This window comes from Terrabacter sp. Soil811, from assembly GCF_001429655.1.
In the GTDB taxonomy this organism is placed as follows: Bacteria; Actinomycetota; Actinomycetes; order Actinomycetales; family Dermatophilaceae; genus Terrabacter.
The window spans coordinates 200,706-219,649 of the sequence record NZ_LMSX01000001.1 but is presented as its reverse complement, the minus strand read 5'-3'; the positions used below and the strand labels follow the sequence as shown (position 1 = coordinate 219,649).

At 70.5% G+C, this 18,944-nt stretch carries 16 protein-coding genes; 14 read left to right on the top strand and 2 right to left on the bottom strand.

The annotated features are described in order from the left end of the window. The first annotated feature begins 1 nt into the window (after position 1). Entirely contained in the window at positions 2 to 514 is a 513-nt protein-coding gene (ilvN, locus tag ASH01_RS00995; protein ID WP_056753659.1) for an acetolactate synthase small subunit, read from the top strand. Positions 515 to 592: 78 nt separating this feature from the next. After that, complete coding sequence (ilvC, locus tag ASH01_RS00990) at positions 593 to 1,621, top strand: ketol-acid reductoisomerase (protein ID WP_056770258.1); 1,029 nt, start codon at positions 593 to 595, stop codon at positions 1,619 to 1,621. 69 nt (positions 1,622 to 1,690) lie between these two features. On the opposite strand, the gene ASH01_RS00985 is transcribed toward ilvC, so the two are convergent. Continuing rightward, positions 1,691 to 2,455 (bottom strand): SDR family oxidoreductase, encoded by a 765-nt coding sequence (locus tag ASH01_RS00985; protein ID WP_056770254.1) that lies wholly within the window; start codon positions 2,453 to 2,455, stop codon positions 1,691 to 1,693. Positions 2,456 to 2,713: 258 nt separating this feature from the next. Here ASH01_RS00985 and serA point away from each other — a divergent pair, with 258 nt between their 5' ends. Then, the gene (gene serA / locus ASH01_RS00980; protein ID WP_056770252.1) at positions 2,714 to 4,297 is read left to right on the top strand and encodes a phosphoglycerate dehydrogenase; all 1,584 of its coding nucleotides are present in this window, start codon (positions 2,714 to 2,716) and stop codon (positions 4,295 to 4,297) included. A gap of 50 nt (positions 4,298 to 4,347) precedes the next feature. Here the strand turns inward: serA and ASH01_RS00975 are convergent, their stop codons facing one another. Then, positions 4,348 to 5,667: an AI-2E family transporter gene (locus ASH01_RS00975; RefSeq protein WP_056770250.1), complete on the bottom strand. Its 1,320-nt coding sequence runs from the start codon at positions 5,665 to 5,667 to the stop codon at positions 4,348 to 4,350. A gap of 305 nt (positions 5,668 to 5,972) precedes the next feature. Between ASH01_RS00975 and ASH01_RS00970 the strand changes: the two genes are divergently transcribed. The 11 genes from ASH01_RS00970 to ASH01_RS00920 all read left to right on the top strand — a co-directional run bounded on the left by ASH01_RS00970 (position 5,973) and on the right by ASH01_RS00920 (position 18,934). After that, positions 5,973 to 6,053, top strand: coding sequence for a 3-isopropylmalate dehydrogenase (locus tag ASH01_RS00970; RefSeq protein WP_081633825.1), 81 nt, complete (start codon positions 5,973 to 5,975; stop codon positions 6,051 to 6,053). 134 nt (positions 6,054 to 6,187) lie between these two features. Continuing rightward, entirely contained in the window at positions 6,188 to 7,252 is a 1,065-nt protein-coding gene (locus ASH01_RS00965) for a 3-isopropylmalate dehydrogenase (RefSeq protein WP_056770247.1), read from the top strand. Positions 7,253 to 7,431: 179 nt separating this feature from the next. Further along, positions 7,432 to 8,529 (top strand): branched-chain amino acid aminotransferase, encoded by a 1,098-nt coding sequence (locus ASH01_RS00960; protein ID WP_056770244.1) that lies wholly within the window; start codon positions 7,432 to 7,434, stop codon positions 8,527 to 8,529. Between the two features lie 17 nt (positions 8,530 to 8,546). After that, complete coding sequence (locus tag ASH01_RS00955; protein WP_235509489.1) at positions 8,547 to 9,365, top strand: HAD family hydrolase; 819 nt, start codon at positions 8,547 to 8,549, stop codon at positions 9,363 to 9,365. 200 nt (positions 9,366 to 9,565) lie between these two features. Continuing rightward, the gene (locus tag ASH01_RS00950; protein WP_056772476.1) at positions 9,566 to 11,158 is read left to right on the top strand and encodes an amino acid permease; all 1,593 of its coding nucleotides are present in this window, start codon (positions 9,566 to 9,568) and stop codon (positions 11,156 to 11,158) included. After that, complete coding sequence (locus ASH01_RS00945; RefSeq protein ID WP_056770242.1) at positions 11,155 to 12,111, top strand: choline/ethanolamine kinase family protein; 957 nt, start codon at positions 11,155 to 11,157, stop codon at positions 12,109 to 12,111. Before ASH01_RS00950 ends, ASH01_RS00945 begins: the two co-directional genes overlap by 4 nt. After that, positions 12,108 to 14,579 carry a GcvT family protein gene (locus ASH01_RS00940; protein WP_056770240.1) on the top strand — a complete coding sequence of 824 codons (2,472 nt, stop codon included), beginning with the start codon at positions 12,108 to 12,110 and terminating at the stop codon, positions 14,577 to 14,579. The genes ASH01_RS00945 and ASH01_RS00940 overlap by 4 nt, the downstream gene beginning before the upstream one ends. 53 nt (positions 14,580 to 14,632) lie before the next feature. After that, a complete protein-coding gene (locus tag ASH01_RS00935; RefSeq protein WP_255358388.1) occupies positions 14,633 to 15,361 on the top strand; it encodes a FadR/GntR family transcriptional regulator in 729 nt (242 codons plus the stop codon). A 19-nt stretch (positions 15,362 to 15,380) separates the two neighbouring features. Next, on the top strand, positions 15,381 to 16,748 hold the full coding sequence (locus ASH01_RS00930; RefSeq protein WP_056770237.1) for a glutamine synthetase family protein: 1,368 nt from the start codon (positions 15,381 to 15,383) through the stop codon (positions 16,746 to 16,748). Then, entirely contained in the window at positions 16,745 to 18,118 is a 1,374-nt protein-coding gene (locus tag ASH01_RS00925) for an aldehyde dehydrogenase family protein (protein WP_056770234.1), read from the top strand. Before ASH01_RS00930 ends, ASH01_RS00925 begins: the two co-directional genes overlap by 4 nt. Positions 18,119 to 18,166: 48 nt before the next feature. Then, complete coding sequence (locus tag ASH01_RS00920; protein WP_056770230.1) at positions 18,167 to 18,934, top strand: 3-oxoacyl-ACP reductase; 768 nt, start codon at positions 18,167 to 18,169, stop codon at positions 18,932 to 18,934. Positions 18,935 to 18,944 lie beyond the last annotated feature (10 nt).

Below are 18,944 nucleotides of genomic sequence, written 5' to 3'. Positions count from 1 at the left end.
CATGAGCAAGCACACCCTGTCGGTCCTCGTCGAGGACAAGCCCGGCGTCCTGACCCGCGTGGCGGCGCTCTTCTCCCGACGCGGCTTCAACATCAACTCCCTCGCCGTCGGCCCGACCGAGCTGCCCGACATCTCCCGCATCACGGTCGTCGTCGAGGTCGAGGGCGCGGCGCTCGAGCAGGTGACGAAGCAGCTCAACAAGCTCATCGAGGTGCTCAAGGTCGTCGAGCTCGATCCGCACGCCTCGGTGCAGCGCGAGATCCTGCTCGTCAAGGTCCGTGCCGACCCGGCGACCCGCAGCCAGGTCATCGACACGATTCAGCTCTTCAAGGCCAAGGTCGTCGACGTGACGACCGACGCGATCGTCATCGAGGCCACCGGCACCTCCGACAAGCTCCGAGCCCTGCTCGACGTCCTCGAGCCGTTCGGCATCAAGGAGCTCGTCCAGTCCGGCATGGTCGCCGTCGGTCGCGGCTCCCGATCGATCACCGACCGCAGCCTGCGCAGCGCCTGACCCCGGCTCCACCCGGCCGGGCTCCACCCACCGCACCACCAGACCCACTGCACACCGCAACCGAAGGAGAAGGCCACCATGGCCGAGATGTTCTACGACGACGACGCCGACCTGTCGATCATCCAGGGCAAGAAGGTCGCCGTCATCGGCTACGGCAGCCAGGGCCACGCCCACGCACTCAACCTTCGCGACTCCGGCGTCGACGTGCGCGTCGGCCTCGCCGAGGGCAGCAAGAGCAAGGCCAAGGCCGAGGCCGAGGGCCTGACGGTCACGTCGGTCGCCGACGCGGTCAAGGAGGCCGACCTCGTCGTCATCCTCACGCCCGACCAGGTGCAGCGGACGGTCTACGCCAACGACATCCAGCCCAACCTCAAGGACGGCGCCGCGCTCCTCTTCGGCCACGGCTTCAACATCCGCTTCGGCTACATCAAGCCCGAGGCCGACGCCGACGTGCTCATGGTCGCCCCCAAGGGACCGGGCCACATCGTGCGCCGCGAGTTCGCCGACGGCCGTGGGGTGCCCGTGCTCCTCGCCGTCGAGCAGGACGCGTCGGGCACCGCCTGGGACCTCGCCAAGGCCTACGGCAAGGCGATCGGCGGCCTGCGTGCCGGCGGCATCAAGACGACGTTCACCGAGGAGACCGAGACCGACCTGTTCGGCGAGCAGGCCGTCCTGTGCGGTGGCGCGAGCCAGCTCGTCATGTACGGCTTCGAGACCCTCGTCGAGGCCGGCTACCAGCCCGAGGTCGCCTACTTCGAGTGCCTCCACGAGCTCAAGCTCATCGTCGACCTCATGATCGAGGGCGGCATCGCCAAGCAGCGCTGGTCGGTCTCCGACACCGCCGAGTACGGCGACTACGTGTCGGGTCCGCGCGTCATCGACCCGAGCGTCAAGGAGAACATGAAGGCGGTGCTCGGCGACATCCAGAACGGCACCTTCGCCAAGCGCTTCATCGACGACCAGGACGCCGGCGCACCGGAGTTCAAGGCGCTGCGAGAGAAGGGTGCCCAGCACCCGATCGAGGGCACGGGCCGCGAGCTGCGCAAGCTCATGGCGTGGGTCAAGCAGACCGACTCCGACTACGTCGAGGGCAGCGCCGCGCGCTGACCCGTCCGCACGGCTCGGCGGCCGGTGTCCCGTTCGTGGGGATGCCGGCCGTTCGCGTGCCGCGACCTGTCAGCGGCCGCTGAGCCGCTGCGGCTGGAGGGCGAGCCAGTCGGCGAAGGCCTGGCCGCCGGTGTCCGCGTCGCCGGGGAACGGGACGTTGCGTCGCTCGGCGAACGCCTTGAGGAGCCCGCCGACGGGCGGTAGGCGCACGACCTTCGGGGCGGAGGCGCCCCGGTGCGCACGCAGCAGGGTGGCGACCTCGCGAACCGTGAGCACATCGGGACCCGCGACGTCCGTCGCCCTGGCGTATGCCGTGGGGCGCGCTCCCAGCGCAAGGTCGGCCAGGCGCGTGGCCACGAAGTCCGTGTCGACGGGCTGGAGGGCCATGTCGCCGATGGTCACCGTGATCGGACCTGCACTCAGCTTGCGGGCGAAGAACGCAGCGAGGGAATGGAACTGGGTGGCGCGCAACACCGAGGCGGCACCACCTGCATCCTCGATGCCCTGCTCGGCGCGCAGCTTGCGGCGGTAGTAGGCCAAGGGGTGCTCGTCGATGCCGACGATCGAGATGTGTACGAGGTGTACGCCGTGCTCGGCAGCCGCATCGGCCAGCCGGCGCGTCCCGTAGACCGTGACGGTGTCGCCGCGGGACGTGTCGTCGGCGCAGTGGACGACGGCAGCCGCGCCCGCCAGGACGGCCTCGAGACCCTCGCCGGTCGTCAGGTCCACGCCGGTCCTCCGACTGGCCGGCACCGCCTGGTGTCCGCGGGCCACGACCTCGCGGACGACCCGCGAGCCGAGGTCCCCGGCGCCACCTGTCACGACGATGCGCATGACCCCACCCTGTCGTGCCCGCCCGTGCCGGCGCAATGCCTCGCGCGTGGTGCGTGGTGTCGAAGCGTCCGGCATACGGGATCGGTGTTCCATGAACTGATACCCCGAACACCCCTCGGACCCGTGTTCACATTGTGGTTACATCCCGTGATTCTGCGCGAACGACGGCCTAGACTCGCCGACGGCACATCGCGGTGCCGCCGACGGCCCGCGCCCCCTGTCGTGCGTAGGGCCCCGCCCGTCCGGAAGGGTTCCTCTGTGACCAAACCCGTTGTCCTCATCGCCGAAGAGCTGTCGCCCGCCACGATCGAGGCACTGGGACCGGACTTCGAGGTGCGTTCGGTCGACGGGGCCGACCGCGAGGCACTCCTCCCGGCGCTCGCCGACGTCGACGCGATCCTCATCCGCTCGGCCACGAGGATGGACGCCGAGGCCATCGCTGCCGCGAAGCAGCTCAAGGTCATCGCCCGCGCCGGTGTCGGCCTCGACAACGTCGACGTCCAGTCGGCGACACAGGCCGGGGTCATGGTCGTCAACGCGCCGACGTCCAACATCACGTCCGCCGCCGAGCTCGCCGTGGCCCTGCTCCTTGCGACGGCCCGCAACATCGCGCCGGCCAACCAGGCTCTCAAGGGGGGGGCGTGGAAGCGCAGCAAGTACTCCGGTGTGGAGCTGCTCGACAAGACCGTCGGGGTCGTCGGCCTCGGCCGCATCGGCGCCCTCGTCGCCGAGCGCCTCAAGGGCTTCGGCATGAGGATCCTCGCCTACGACCCCTACGCGTCGCCGGCCAAGGCCGGACAGCTCGGGGCCCAGCTCGTGGGCCTCGACGAGCTGCTCGCCCAGTCCGACTTCATCACCATCCACCTGCCCAAGACGCCCGAGACGCTCGGCCTCATCGGGGAGGAGGCTCTTGCGAAGGTCAAGCCCTCGGTCCGCATCGTCAACGCTGCCCGTGGCGGCATCGTCGACGAGGCCGCCCTGGCACGCGCGATCGCCGAGGGCCGCGTCGCCGGCGCCGGCATCGACGTCTTCGCCACCGAACCGACCACCGAGTCACCGCTCTTCGAGCACGAGTCCGTCGTCGTCACGCCGCACCTCGGCGCCTCGACCGAGGAGGCCCAGGAGAAGGCCGGCATCGCCGTCGCCCGGTCGGTGCGTCTCGCGCTCGGGGGAGAGCTCGTCCCGGACGCCGTCAACGTCAGCAGCGGCTTCATCGCCGAGGAGGTCCGCCCGGGCATCCCGCTCGTCGAGAAGCTCGGCCGCATCTTCACCGCGGTGTCCGGCAGCGTGCCGGCCCAGCTCGACGTGGACGTCCGCGGCGAGATCACCGCCCACGACGTCAGCGTGTGGAAGCTCGTCGCCCTCAAGGGACTGTTCACCGACGTCGTCGAGGACGCCGTCACCTACGTCAACGCCCCGGTCCTCGCCGAGCAGCGCGGCTGCGTCGTGCGGCTCGTCACGGACCCCGACTCCGGTGACTTCCGCAACGTCACGACGCTGCGCGGGACCCTCGCCGACGGGTCGGTCGTCTCGGTCTCGGGCACGCTGACCGGCCCGAAGATGGTCGAGAAGCTCGTCGGCGTCAACGGCTACGACCTCGAGGTCCCGCTCTCGGACCACATGCTCGTCTTCGAGTACTCCGACCGTCCGGGTGTCATCGGCGCGGTCGGTCGGATCCTCGGCGACGCGGGCATCAACATCGGCGGCATGCAGGTCTCACGCCAGGACGACCGGGCCATCGGGGTGCTCAACGTCGACAGCGCCGTGCCCGCAGCCATGGCCGCCGAGCTCTCCGAGGTCATCGAGGCCAAGACCTTCTCGGTCATCGGCTTGCAGGACTGAGCCGCGGCCGGACAGGTCTGCCGGACACGTCGCCCGGTCAGCTCCGCCGGTCAGGTCCGCCGGCCGGCGTCCGTCTCGACGCGCTGGGGACTCTCGGCGTCCCGCTCGTCCTCGCTGTCCTCGTCCTCGCCGTCCTCGTCGTCCTTGTCGTCGGCCGGCTCGAGGCCGGCGAGCTCAGGGACGAGCTCGTGCCGCTTGCTGAACGTGTCGACGATCGCGAGGGCGACCGCCGCGATGGGGATGCCGATGAGGGCACCGATCGGGCCGAAGAGCGCGGCGCCGGCGATGACCGAACCGAGGGCGACGGCCGGGTGCACGTCCATGGTGCGGCGGCTGATGCGCGGCGTGAAGACGTAGTTCTCGAGCTGCTGGTAGACGGTCGCGAACACCGCGATCCACAGGGCGTTGATCGGCTTGTCGAGGAGGGCGAAGAGGGCTGGCAGGGCCACGCCGATGTACGTGCCGATCGTCGGGATGAACTGGCCGACGATGCCGGCGAAGATGCCGAGGGGCAGCCAGAACGGCACGTCGATGAACCAGAAGAAGGCGACGTGGAAGACGGCCGAGAGCGAGGCCAGGACGAGCTTGGACACGACGTAGCCGCCGGTCTTCTCGACCGAGATCGTCCAGACCGTGATGAAGACGCGCTGGTAGCGCTGGGGGAGCCACGAGCCGATCGTCTGGCGCAGCCGCGGGCTGTCGGCCGAGAAGTAGTAGGCGAAGACGAGGATCGTCAGGGCGTCGAAGAGGAAGGTGATGACGGAGCCGAAGACCCCGATGATGCCGCCGCCGTACTTGCCCGCGAGCTCACCGAGCTTGTCGGGCGTCAGGCTCAGGGCAGTCTGGATCTGCTCGATGTCGAACTGGGTGCCGAAGGTGGAGTTGACCCAGTCGATCGCCGAGGTGATCGCGCCGGGCAGCTGTGACCCGAGCTGTGAGAGCTGCGACACGAAGACCTGTCCGAAGAGCTCGGCGAGCCCGGCGAAGAGCAGGAGCATCCCCAGCATCGTCATCCCCGTGGCGAGGCCCCGCTTCATGCCGCGCTGGCTCAGCCACAGCACGACCGGCTCCATCGCGATCGACAGCAGCCAAGCGAGCAGCAGCAGGAAGAGGAAGCTGCCCATCGCGTGGAAGGCCCACGTCGCCACGGAGAGCAGGACGACGGCGACGAACACCGTGACGATGATGCGACGGGCGTTGCCCGGCGTGATGGCGATCCATCGCGCCTCGTCGTCGAACGGCACGCCCGGGACGGCGTGGCTGGTGTGCCGGGTGCGAGTGGCAGCGGCCCGGTGGTCCGGGTGGTCGGCGTGGTGGCGAGCGGTGCCGGTGGAGGGTTCGGCAGGCGCGTCGGGGTGGTCGGCGCTCACGCGGCGAGCCTACGGCTCCGAGCAGGGGGAGCGGGGGATGCGCGGCACCGCGCCGCGGCCCCCAGCCCTGACGAATGGCGGACACCGCGTCTCATCCAGTGGAAACCCCCTTTACCCATGGGTAGCCCGGCGTACCGTGAAATGCATGACGCGGCAGGTCGTACTTATTCCCCGCCGCGGCGAGTCCAGGTAGTCAGCACCTCGCCGCGGAGATCCCGCGCACCCCTCTGCTGACCGGTTCGCCCACCCGGGCTGGAGCCACCTGAGACCACCACACCGCACGCAACTCGAAAGACGTGATCACCATGAGCGAAGACGCCAAGGCTGCCCGTCAGGCCCTGCAGGAGTCGATGGACCTGCGCGACCAGGGTCACACCGAAGACTGAGCCAGACCCGACGACGTCCGCGGCCGAGCCGCGACACCGTGACGACGGCCCCTGCCCTCCCGGGCGGGGGCCGTCGTCGGTTCAATAACTGAGACGCAGATTCCACATCACAAGACGGGTTCTAGGCTGACGACATGGCACAGACGCAGGTCAAGGACGCCTACTCCATCGCCGTGATCGGCGGTGACGGCATCGGGCCCGAGGTGGTCGCGGAGGGACTCAAGGTCCTCGACGCGGTCACCGGCGAGAGCGGTCCGAAGTTCGCGACGACCGAGTACGACCTCGGCGCCCGCCGCTGGCACGACACCGGCGAGACGCTGCCCGACTCCGTCCTCGAGGAGCTGCGCGGCCACGACGCGATCCTCCTCGGTGCGATCGGCGACCCGAGCGTCCCGAGCGGCGTCCTCGAGCGCGGCGTGCTGCTGCCGCTGCGCTTCGCCCTCGACCACTACGTCAACCTGCGCCCCGCCAAGCTCTTTCCCGGAGTGGCGAGCCCGCTCGACGTCGCGCGCGTCGCCCCCGACGGCATCGACTTCGTCGTCGTCCGCGAGGGCACCGAGGGGCCCTACACCGGCAACGGCGGCGCGCTGCGCGTCGGGACCCCGGCCGAGATCGCGACCGAGGTCAGCGTCAACACCCGCTTCGGGGTCGAGCGTGTCGTCCGCGACGCCTTCTCCCGCGCCCAAGCGCGCCCGCGTCGCCACCTGACCCTCGTGCACAAGCACAACGTCCTCACGTATGCCGGCCACCTCTGGCGCCGCACCGTCGAGGAGGTCGGAGCCGAGTTCCCCGACGTCGAGACCGCCTACCAGCACGTCGACGCCGCGACGATCTTCATGGCGACCGACCCCGGCCGCTTCGACGTCATCGTCACCGACAACCTCTTCGGCGACATCCTCACCGACATCGCCGCGGCGATCGCCGGCGGCATCGGGCTCGCCGCGTCGGGCAACATCAACCCCGCGCGCACGACCCCGAGCATGTTCGAGCCCGTCCACGGCTCGGCCCCCGACATCGCCGGTCAGTCCAAGGCCGACCCGACCGCCGCCATCCTCTCGGTCGGCATGCTCCTCGCGCACCTCGGCCTCGATGCCGAGGCGGGCCGGGTGGACGCGGCCGTCGCCGCCGACCTGGCTGAGCGTGGTGACGCCGTACGCAGCACGACGGCCGTGGGCGACGCCGTGGTCGCGCGCCTCTGACAGCGACGCCACACGGCATACGCCCGACTGGGCCTCGCCCGCGGGTGGCGGTGTCGGGCGCGTGGTGCGCCGCGCGGTCCGGACCGGAGCCCGTGGGCGGTGCCCGACTTCGTCGTCTCACGATGTGGGCGATAGCCTGACAACCGGATCACCGTTGATTTTGCTCCTGGAGGTTTGTCATGTCCCAGCTGTCCTTCGAGGTCAGGCGCCGCGACGACGTCACGTCGCCCGAGCGCATCGCCGAGGTCCTCGAGAACCCCGGCTTCGGCAAGACCTTCACCGACCACATGGTCGTCGCGACGTGGACCGCCGAGGGCGGCTGGGGCGACGCGCAGGTCAAGCCGTACGGTCCCTTCCAGCTCGACCCGGCGGCGGCGGTGCTGCACTACGCCCAGGAGATCTTCGAGGGCATGAAGGCCTACCGTCACGCCGACGGGTCGATCTGGACGTTCCGCCCCGAGGCCAACGCCGCCCGCTTCGCCCGGTCGGCTCGCCGCCTCGCGCTGCCGGAGCTGCCCGAGGCCGACTTCATCGAGTCGCTCCGCCAGCTCGTCGGCGTCGACCAGGCGTGGGTCCCCGCCGGAGACGCCGGGGAGAAGAGCCTCTACCTGCGCCCGTTCATGTTCGCCTCCGAGGCCTTCCTGGGCGTGCGTCCGGCCCAGCAGGTCACCTACTCCGTCATCGCCTCCCCGGCCGGCGCCTACTTCTCCGGCGGTCTCAAGCCCGTCACGCTGTGGATCTCCACCGACTACGCCCGTGCGGGCGAGGGCGGCACCGGCGCGGCGAAGTGCGGCGGCAACTACGCCAGCTCGCTCGCCGGCCAGCTCGAGGGCATCGAGCACGGCTGCGACCAGGCCGTCTTCCTCGACTCCTCGACGCACACGTACATCGAGGAGCTCGGGGGCATGAACCTCTTCCTCGTGACCAAGGACGGCCGCATCATCACGCCGGAGCTGACCGGCACGATCCTCGAGGGCGTGACCCGCAGCTCGATCCTCGAGATCGCCAAGGAGCTCGACCTCGAGCCCGAGGAGCGGCGCATCCCGATCGAGGAGTGGAAGGAGGGCGCGGCCAGCGGCGACATCGTCGAGATCTTCGCGTGCGGCACCGCGGCCGTCGTCACCCCCGTCGGCGAGCTGCGCTGGGACGGCGGCTCCGTCGACCACCGTCGTGAGGGCCACGAGGACCGCTACGCCGAGGCCATCCGCGCCAAGCTCCTCGACATCCAGTACGGCCGCGCGGAGGATTCGCACGGCTGGCTGACCCGGCTCGTCTGAGTCGGGGAGTGGCGTCCGTGGGTGACGCGCCGTTGCGGCGGCCGCGCCTCGTCGCCACCGACCTCGACGGGACGCTGCTGCGCTCCGACGGGCTGATCTCCCCACGCACGAGCGCTGCGCTGCGCGCGGCCGAGTCCGCCGGCATCGGCGTCGTCTTCGTGACGGCGCGTCCGCCCCGGTGGCTCGACCCGCTCGCCGACGCCGTCGGCGGGGACGGCACGGTCATCAGCGCCAACGGCGCCTTCGACTACGACGTGCGCACGCGGACCGTCGTCGCGTCCTACCCGCTCGACCGTGCACTGCTGCTCGAGATCGTCGCGGACCTGCGGGCCGCGGTGCCGGGCATCGGCTTCAGCGCCGAGCTGAGCGGCGGTGTGCACACCGAGCCGAACTACCCCGAGCTGCACCCCCGCTGGGTGCCGGGTGACCTCGTGCCGGCCCCCATCGAGGATCTCCCGCCCGACGCCGTCGTGGGCAAGCTGCTCGCTCGCACCGAGCACCTGCCCGAGGACGAGGTCATCCCGCGCGTGGCCGAGGTGCTCGGCGACCGCGCCCTCGTGCAGCACTCGGGCACCGGGGGGCTCGCCGAGATCTCGGCCCCGGGCGTGACGAAGGCAGCGGGCCTCGTGCGGTGGTGCGCCCGCGCCGGCATCCACCCCGCTGACGTGTGGGCCTTCGGTGACATGCCCAACGACATCCCGATGCTCGAGTGGGCCGGAGTCGGGTGGGCCGTCGCGAACGCCCACCCGGACGCCCTCGCCGCTGCGACCCGCACGTGCGCGTCCAACGACGAGGACGGCGTCGCGCGCACCCTGGTGTGGGCGCTCTGGCTCTGACCCCGGCGGCACGCCGGCTTCGAATGCCCGGCGGTGCTGTCCGAATGGTCTGTTGTGGCTCCATTGGCCCGGTAACCGCACCGAAACGCGTCGGAAAACGGCCTGTCCCAGCACAGAAGAGGTCCCTCCGAGGTCTGTTCGGCTGCGATGTGCGGCGCTAGCATCGGTCCAACTTCATACCGAAGATGGGAGTGCAGGGCATGGCTCAGGCAACTGGTCTCTCCGACGACGAACGCCGTCTGGCGGAACTCGGCTACAAGCAGGAGCTCGACCGCTCGTGGTCGGGTTTCTCGAACTTCGCGATCTCCTTCTCCATCATCTCGATCCTCGCCGGCTGCTTCACGACGTTCGGCCAGGGCTTCAACAACGGCGGCCCGATCGCGATCTCGTGGGGCTGGCCGATCGTGGCCGCCTTCATCCTCGTCATCGGTCTGACGATGTCCGAGCTCGTCTCGGCCTACCCCACGTCCGGCGGGATCTACTGGTGGGCCAACAAGATGGGCGGCGCCCGTGCCGGCTTCTTCACCGGCTGGCTCAACCTCATCGGCCTCGTCGCCGTCACCGCGTCCGTCGCCTACGGCTGCGCCACCTTCATCGACCTGGCCCTCAGCACGTGGTCCAAGGGCTACGCCGACGGCTACTCGCTGACGCGCGTCTTCTGGATCTTCCTCGTCGTGCTCGTCGCGGCCGCGGTGCTCAACATCTTCAGCGGCCACCTCATGGCCGTCATGAACAACGTCTCCGTGTGGTGGCACGTCGTCGGGGCCTCCGTCATCATCCTCATCCTCATCGTCGTGCCCGACAACCACCAGAGCTTCTCCTACGTCTTCACGGAGAGGTTCAACAACTCCGGCTACGCAGACGGCTCGACGAGCTCGCCCACCTACTGGCTCCTCATCGTCCCGTTCGGCCTGCTGCTGACGCAGTACACGATCACCGGCTTCGACGCCTCCGCGCACCTGTCGGAGGAGACCTCGGCCGCGTCCAAGGCTGCGGCACAAGGGATCTGGCGCTCGATCTTCTACTCCGCCATCGGCGGCTGGATCCTGCTTCTCTGCTTCCTCTTCGCGATCCCCAACGGTGCCGACGGCAAGCCGGACAACGCCGGCGTCGGCGGCGGCGGCGTGGCCTACATCTTCACGCACGCCATGGACTCGAAGTGGGCGGCCGCGATCCTCACGATCTCGGCGGTCGGGCAGTTCTTCTGCACGACCTCGTGCATGACGAGCGCCTCGCGCATGACGTTCGCCTTCAGCCGCGACGGTGCCGTGCCCGGCTCGCGCCTGTGGTCGACGCTGACGGGGGCGAAGGTGCCGGCCAACGCCGTCATGCTCGTCGGCGTCGTCAGCGCGATGATCACGCTGCCCGCCCTCGTCGAGGTCAACATCGGCACCGAGGAGGCGCCGCTCATCGTGCCGACCGCCTTCTACGCGGTCGTCTCGGTCGCCGTCATCGGCCTCTACCTGGCCTTCCTCATCCCGATCTGGCTCCGCTGGAAGATGGGCGACGCGTTCGTGCCCGGCTCGTGGACCAATGGGCCGAAGTACAAGTGGATGAACCTCGTGGCCGTCATCGAGATCGCGATCATCTCGATCTACTTCATCCTGCCGTTCGTGCCCGGCGGTGTGCCCTTCACCGACGGCTTCGAGTGGAAGTTCGTCAACTACGCCCCGATCCTCACGCTCGGTTCCCTGCTCGTGCTCGCCATCTGGTGGCGGGTCTCGGCACGTCACTGGTTCAAGGGCCCGAAGACCAACATCGACCCCGAGGTCGTCGACGCGTTCAGCGAGTGACCACGGAGCCGCGGGCCCGGCCGGACCCTGCTCCCGGTCCGGCCGACCAGCTCGCCACCGCCCTCGCTCGGCTGTCCCGCGCCGGACAGCCGAGCGAGGTGACGGAGCTCCCGGGTGGCCTGACGAACCACAACTACCGCGTGCGGACCGGCGACCTCGACGTCGTCGTGCGGGTGTCGTCGCCGACGAGCGCCCTGCTCGCCGTCGACCACGAGCACGAGTGGCTCAACTCGATCGCCGCGGCCGAGGCCGGGGTGGGTGCCCCGGTCGTCGACTACGTGCCCGCGGCCGGCATCCTCGTCGTCGAGTTCCTCCCGGGGCGCACGTATGCCGCCGCGGACGTGGGTGCCAACCTGCCCCGCATCGCAGCGTCCCTGCGCCGCCTGCACGCCGGGCCGCCGTTCGCCTCGCGGTTCGACATGTTCGACATCCAGAGGTCGTATGCCGCCATCGTCCGGGAGCGCGGCCTGCGGGTCCCCGAGGGCTACTGGCGGCTCGAGGCCGCAGCGGCCCGCGTCGAGCAGGCGCTGCGGGTCCACCCCGACCCGCTCGTGCCGTGCCACAACGACCTGCTCGCCGCGAACTTCCTCGACGACGGCGGGGAGGTGCGGATCATCGACTACGAGTACTCCGGCACCAACGAGGCGGCGTTCGAGCTCGGCAACCTCGTCAACGAGTCGCGGCTGGGCCACGACCTCCTCGTCGAGCTGGTCGACGCCTACCACCACAGGGTCAGCGACCGACTGCTGGCGCGGGCCGAGCTCTGGGGACTGGCCGGGCAGTACGCGTGGACCCTCTGGGGCGCGATCCAGCACGGCGTCTCCGACCTCGACGCCGACTTCTGGGCCTTCACGACCGAGCGCTTCGAGCCGGCGGCGTCCCTGCTGACGAGTCTGCGTCTCGACACGCTCGTCGCCGCCGCCGTCGGTGACGATCCCGAAGGAGCCTCATGACCGAACTTCCCTCTCGCGCAGAGATCGTCGTCATCGGGGGCGGCGTCATCGGCGCCAGCGTGGCCTACCACCTGGCCCATCTCGGCCGCACCGACGTGCTCCTCGTCGAGCAGGGCAGCCTCTCGTGCGGGACGACGTGGCACGCCGCCGGACTCGTCGGGCAGCTGCGGGCGAGCGAGGCCGGGACCCGGCTCGTGCAGTACTCGACCGACCTCTACTCGCGCCTCGAGGCCGAGACCGGCCTCGGCACCGGCTACCGGGTCTGCGGCGGCCTGACCGTGGCCCGCACCCCGGAGCGTCTGGTCGCGCTGCGGCGCACGGCGGCCAGCGCGGCGGCATACGACCTCGACTGCGAGCTGCTGACGCCCGACCAGGCGCGCGAGCGCTACCCGCTCATCCGGGTCGACGACGTCGTCGGCGCCATCTGGCTCCCCGGTGACGGCAAGACCAACTCGACCGACCTCACCCAGGCCCTCGCCAAGGGGGCCCGGCAGCTCGGGGTGCGCATCGCCGAGCGGGTCCGCGTCACGGACGTGCTGACGCGTGACGGACGGGCCGCAGGGGTGCGCACCGACCACGGAGACGTCGAGGCCGACGTCGTCGTCAACTGCGCCGGTCAGTGGGCGCGGGCCGTCGGCGCGATGGCCGGGGTCAACGTCCCGCTCCACTCGGCCGAGCACTTCTATGTCGTGACCGAGCCGATCGAGGGCGTGCACCGGGACCTGCCCGTGCTGCGCGACCCCGACGGCTGGACCTACGTCAAGGAGGAGGTCGGGGGCCTCCTCGTCGGCGGCTTCGAGCCCGAGGCCAAGCCGTGGGTGTCGCCCGACCGGATCCCGTACCCCTTCGAGTTCGCGCTCCTCGACGAGGACTGGGAGCACTTCGAGGTGCTCATGGAGAGCGCGATCCACCGCCTGCCGGTGCTCGCCGAGACCGGGATCCGCAAGTTCTACAACGGCCCCGAGAGCTTCACGCCCGACAACCAGTTCATCGTCGGTGAGGCGCCCGAGCTGCCGGGCTTCTTCGTCGGGGCGGGTTTCAACTCGGTGGGGATCGCGAGCGCGGGTGGTGCCGGACGCGCGCTCGCCGAGTGGGTGGTCGAGGGCGGTCCGACACTCGACCTGGTGAGCGCCGACATCCGTCGCTTCTCGCCGCTCGCCGGCAACCATGCCTGGCTCCGTGAGCGCGTCGTCGAGGTGCTGGGCCTGCACTACGCCGTGCCGTGGCCCAACCGCGAGCCCGAGACGGGCCGCGCGCAGCGGCTCTCGCCGGTGCACGACCGGCTCGTCGCCCAGGGGGCGGTGCTCGGGACGCGTAACCACTGGGAGCGCGCCAATGTCTTTGCGCCACAAAGCCAGTCGCCACGTCTCGACTACTCGTGGGATAGGCCGACCTGGGTCGACTGGTGCGTCGACGAGCAGCGGGCGACGCGCGACGCCGTGGCCGTCTTCGACCAGACGTCCTTCTCGAAGTACCTCGTCGTCGGCGCGGACGCCGAGCGAGCGCTGCAGTGGATCTGCACCGCCGACGTCGCCGTCCCCTTGGGTCGCACCGTCTACACGGGCATCCTCAACGGTGCGGGCACCTACGAGTCCGACGTGACCGTGACCCGGACCGCCGACCGCGAGTTCCTCGTCGTCAGCAGCGCGGCCACCACCGTGCGCGACCTCGACTGGCTCAGGCGGCACGTGCCCGTCGGTGCCGACGCAGACGTCGTCGACGTCACGAGTGCGTATGCCGTCCTCGGCGTCATGGGACCGCGCTCGGCCGACCTGCTGTCGGCGCTGTCGGACGACTCCTTCGACGACGCCTCCTTCCCGTTCGGCACGAGCCGCGAGGTGCGTCTCGGGTCGGCCGTCGTGCGGGCGACGCGGATCACGTACGTCGGTGAGCTCGGGTGGGAGCTCTACGTGCCGACCGAGCTCGCCGTCGGCGTCTACGACGACCTCTTCCGTGCGGGCGCCGACGTCGGCGTGCGGCCTGCCGGCTACTACGCCATCGAGGCGCTGCGGCTCGAGAAGGGCTACCGCGCGTTCGGGCGCGACCTGACGACCGAGACCGGGCCCGTGGCGGCGGGGTTGACCTTCGCCTGCAAGCTCGGCACGGACGTCGACTTCCTCGGGCGGCGAGCCGTCGAGGCCGCGAAGGCCGTGACCCCGCCGCGACGGGTCGTGTCGTTCGTCCTGGGGGACCCGGCGGCCTACCCGTGGGGCGGTGAGCTCGTCCTGAGGGACGGTCGACCCGTCGGTCAGGTGACGAGCGCGGCGTGGGGGGCGACCGTGGGGGCCGGCGTCGGCCTGGCGCTCGTGGGGGACCGTGGGACGGGCGGGGCCACGGCGGAATGGGTACGCACGGGGGAGTGGGTGATCGACCTGGCCGGCGAGCGGCACCCGCTCTCGGTCGGGCTGCGGGCGCCGCTCGACCCGCAGGGGTTGCGACTCCGGCAGGCTGGGTCCGACACGCCCTAATGGTTCTTTCTCAGACCATTGACGAGGTGGAGGTGACGGTATTGGATCGACACGTGAGCGCAGCCGAACGACAGCCGTCCCTGCCGGACGTCGTGCTGCGCCCCGCCACCGGCAACGTCTTCGAGGGCACCGTCGAACAGCTCGCGACGGCCATCCGGCTCGGCGTCTTCGCCCGCGGCGAGCAGCTCCCGCCCGAGCGCGAGCTCGCCGAACGGCTCGGTGTCAGCCGCAACACGCTGCGCGAGGCGATCGCCGCCCTGCGCGACTCGGGCCTCGTGACGACCCGACGCGGACGTGGCGGGGGCACCTGGGTCACCGAGTCGGCCGAGCTGCCCTCGAGCACCTCCGGCGCCTTCGTGCGCAGCGGCGCGGCCATGCGCGACGCCCTGACCTTCCGCCGCGTCGTCGAGCCCGGCGCCGCCTGGCTCGCAGCCACCCAGTCCCTCGCCGGCGACCAACGGGCGTGGCTCGCCGACAGCCTCGTCGAGGTCGACGACGCTCCCGACCCTGCCGCACACCGGGTTGCCGACTCGCGGCTGCACCTGGCCGTCGCGACCCTCTCCGGGTCGCCGATGCTCATCGACGCCGTGACGCGGTCGCAGGCGGCCCTGCACGACATGCTCATGGCGATCCCCGTGCTCCGGCGCAACATCGAGCACTCGAACGCCCAGCACCACCAGATCGTCGGGGCCATCCTCGGCGGGAACGCGGAACGAGCCCGGGCGGTCATGGAGGAGCACTGCGACGCCACCTCCGCGCTGCTCCGTGGCCTCATCGGCTGAGACGACAGGAAGGCACGACATGGCGCCCACACCCACGCTCACGCTCGACCGGCTCCGCGAGGAGATCGAGTCCGGAGACATCGACACCGTCGTCGTCGCCTTCACCGACATGCAGGGGCGGCTGCAGGGCAAGCGTCTGCACGGCCACTACTTCCTCGACCACGTGCTCGAGGACGGCACCGAGGGCTGCAACTACCTCCTGGCCGTCGACGTCGACATGAACACCGTCGACGGCTACGCCATCTCCTCGTGGGAGCGCGGCTACGGCGACATGTTCTTCGACCTCGACCTCGACACCCTGCGGCGCACGCCCGGCAGCCGTCACTCGGCAACCGTGCAGTGCGACCTGACGTGGCTCGACGGCAGCGGCGCCGTGGCGCAGTCGCCCCGGTCGGTGCTCAAGGCCCAGGTCGACCGGGCCGCCGGGCTCGGCATGGCCGCGCACTGCGGCACCGAGCTCGAGTTCATCGTCTTCCAGGAGTCCTACGAGCAGGCCTGGGACGCGAACTACACGGGCCTGACCCCGGCGAACCGCTACAACGTCGACTACTCGATCCTCGGCGGTGACCGCGTCGAGCCGCTGCTGCGCGAGATCCGCAACGAGATGTATGCCGCCGGCGCCGTCGTCGAGAGCGCCAAGGGCGAGTGCAACTACGGCCAGCACGAGATCGGCTTCCTCTTCGACGAAGCCGTGCGCACGTGCGACAACCACGTCGTCTACCGCAACGCCGCCAAGGAGATCGCGGCCCACCACGGCCAGTCGCTGACGTTCATGGCCAAGTTCGACCAGCGCGAGGGCAGCTCGTGCCACATCCACCTGTCGCTGCGCGGCCTCGACGGAGAGACCGTCTTCGTCGACGAGGAGCGCGAGCACGGGCACAGCGCGATGTTCGAGCACTTCCTCGCCGGCATCCTCGCGACCCAGCAGGAGCTGACCTACTTCTACGCACCGAACATCAACTCCTACAAGCGATTCGCGTCGGCAAGCTTCGCCCCGACGACGGTGGCGTGGGGCCGCGACAACCGCACGTGCGCACTCCGCGTCGTCGGCCACGGCGCCGGCCTCCGCGTCGAGAACCGCATCGGTGGCGGCGACCTCAACCCCTACCTCGCCGTCGCGGCCATGCTCGCCGGTGGTCTCCACGGCATCGAGCACGAGCTCGAGCTCGAGCCGGCGCTCGAGGGCAACGCCTACACGTCGGACAAGCCACGCGTGCCCTCGACGCTCCAGGAGGCCCGTGACCTGCTCGCCGGGTCGACCATGGCCCGAGCGGCCTTCGGGGACGAGGTCGTCGACCACTACGTCAACGCCGCCGACGTCGAGATCACGGCCTTCAACGCCGCCGTCACCGACTGGGAGCGCAGGAGAGGATTCGAGCGACTGTGACCACCACGCACGACGTCATCAACCCGGCCACCGAGGAGGTGGTCCGCACCGTCGAGCTCGCCTCGCTCGAGCAGACCGACGCCGCGATCGCCCGCGCCTCGGCCGCGAGCCCCGCGTGGCGCGCGGTGAGCCCCGCCGACCGGTCGCTGCTCCTGCGCCGCTTCTCGGACCTCGTCGGCGAGCACCAGGAGGAGCTCGCCCTGCTCGAGGTCGAGAACGCCGGCCACACCATCGGCAACGCACGCTGGGAGGCGGGCAACGTCCGCGACGTCCTCGCGTACTACTCGGGGGCGCCTGAGCGGCACTTCGGTCGGCAGATCCCCGTCGCCGGCGGCATCGACGTCACGTTCCGCGAGCCGCTCGGTGTCGTCGGCATCATCGTCCCGTGGAACTTCCCCATGCCGATCGCCGGCTGGGGCTTCGCACCGGCTCTCGCCGCCGGCAACACGGTCGTGCTCAAGCCCGCCGAGCTGACCCCGCTGACCGCCGTCCGCCTCGGTGAGCTGGCCCTCGAGGCCGGGATCCCCGAGGGGGTCTTCACCGTCGTCCCCGGCAAGGGCACGGTCGTGGGGGAGCGCTTCGTCACGCACCCCGACGTGCGCAAGGTCTGCTTCACCGGCTCCACGGTCGTGGGCCAGCGGATCATGCGCGGGGCCGCCGACCAGGTCAAGCGCGTGACCCTCGAGCTCGGCGGCAAGAGCGCCAACATCGTCTTCGCCGACTCCGACCTCGAGCTCGCCGCGGCGCGAGCCCCCTACGGCGTCTTCGACAACGCCGGCCAGGACTGCTGCGCGCGCAGCCGCATCCTCGTCGAGCGCAGCGCCTTCGACACCTTCATGGAGCACTTCGAGACGGCGGTGCGGGGCGTCGTCGTCACCGACCCTCGCGACGAGGCAGCGGAGATGGGCCCGCTCATCAGCTCCGGGCAGCGCGACACGGTGCGCTCCTACGTCGAGGAGGCCACCGAGGACGTCGACGTCGCCTTCCGCGGGGAGGCCCCCGAGGGCAGCGGCTACTGGTACCCCGCGACGGTCGTCCTGCCGCGCTCGACGACCGACCGGGTCTGGCAGGAGGAGGTCTTCGGGCCCGTCGTCGCGGTCATGCCGTTCGACGACGAGGCCGACGCGGTCGCCAAGGCCAACGACACGGCATACGGCCTCTCGGGGTCCATCTGGACCCGCGACATCGGTCGTGGCCTGCGGGTCGCGCGTGGCGTCGAGGCCGGCAACCTCTCCGTCAACTCGCACAGCAGCGTCCGCTACTCGACGCCGTTCGGCGGCTTCAAGCAGAGCGGGATCGGGCGTGAGCTCGGCCCCGACGCGCTCGACGCGTTCTCCGAGGTCAAGAACGTCTTCATCTCGACCGACTGACGGTCGACATACCAACACGCAGATCCACTGGGCTGGAAGGGAATCCACATGGCAGGCAGGCTCGACGGCAAGGTCGCGGTCATCACGGGCGGGTGCTCGGGCATCGGTCTCGCGACCGTGCGGCGGTTCGCCGAGGAGGGCGCGAAGGTCGTCATCGGCGACCTCGACGAGGCGAACGGCACCCGCATCGCCGAGGAGGTCGGCGGCACCTTCGTGCGGGTCGACGTCGTGAGCAAGGAGGACGTCGACGCGCTCTTCCGCACGGCCAAGGAGACGTACGGCTCGGTCGACATCGCGTTCAACAACGCCGGCATCAGCCCGCCCGAGGACGACTCCATCCTCGACACCGACCTCGACGCCTGGCGCAAGGTGCAGGAGGTCAACCTCACGTCGGTCTACCTCTGCTGCAAGGCAGCCCTGCCCTACATGCTCGAGCAGGGCAAGGGCTCGATCATCAACACGGCCTCGTTCGTCGCCGTCATGGGCGCGGCGACGTCGCAGATCTCCTACAGCGCGAGCAAGGGCGGCGTGCTCTCGATGTCCCGTGAGCTCGGCGTGCAGTTCGCCCGGGAAGGGGTCCGCGTCAACGCGCTGTGCCCCGGTCCGGTCAACACCCCCCTCCTCCAGGAGCTCTTCGCCAAGGACGAGGAGCGTGCCGCACGGCGGCTCGTCCACGTCCCGATGGGCCGTTTCGGCGAGCCGGAGGAGATGGCCAACGCCGTGCTCTTCCTCGCCTCCGACGAGTCCAGCTTCATCACGGCGTCGACCTTCCTCGTCGACGGCGGCATCTCGGGCGCATACGTCACGCCGCTCTGAGGCGAGTGGG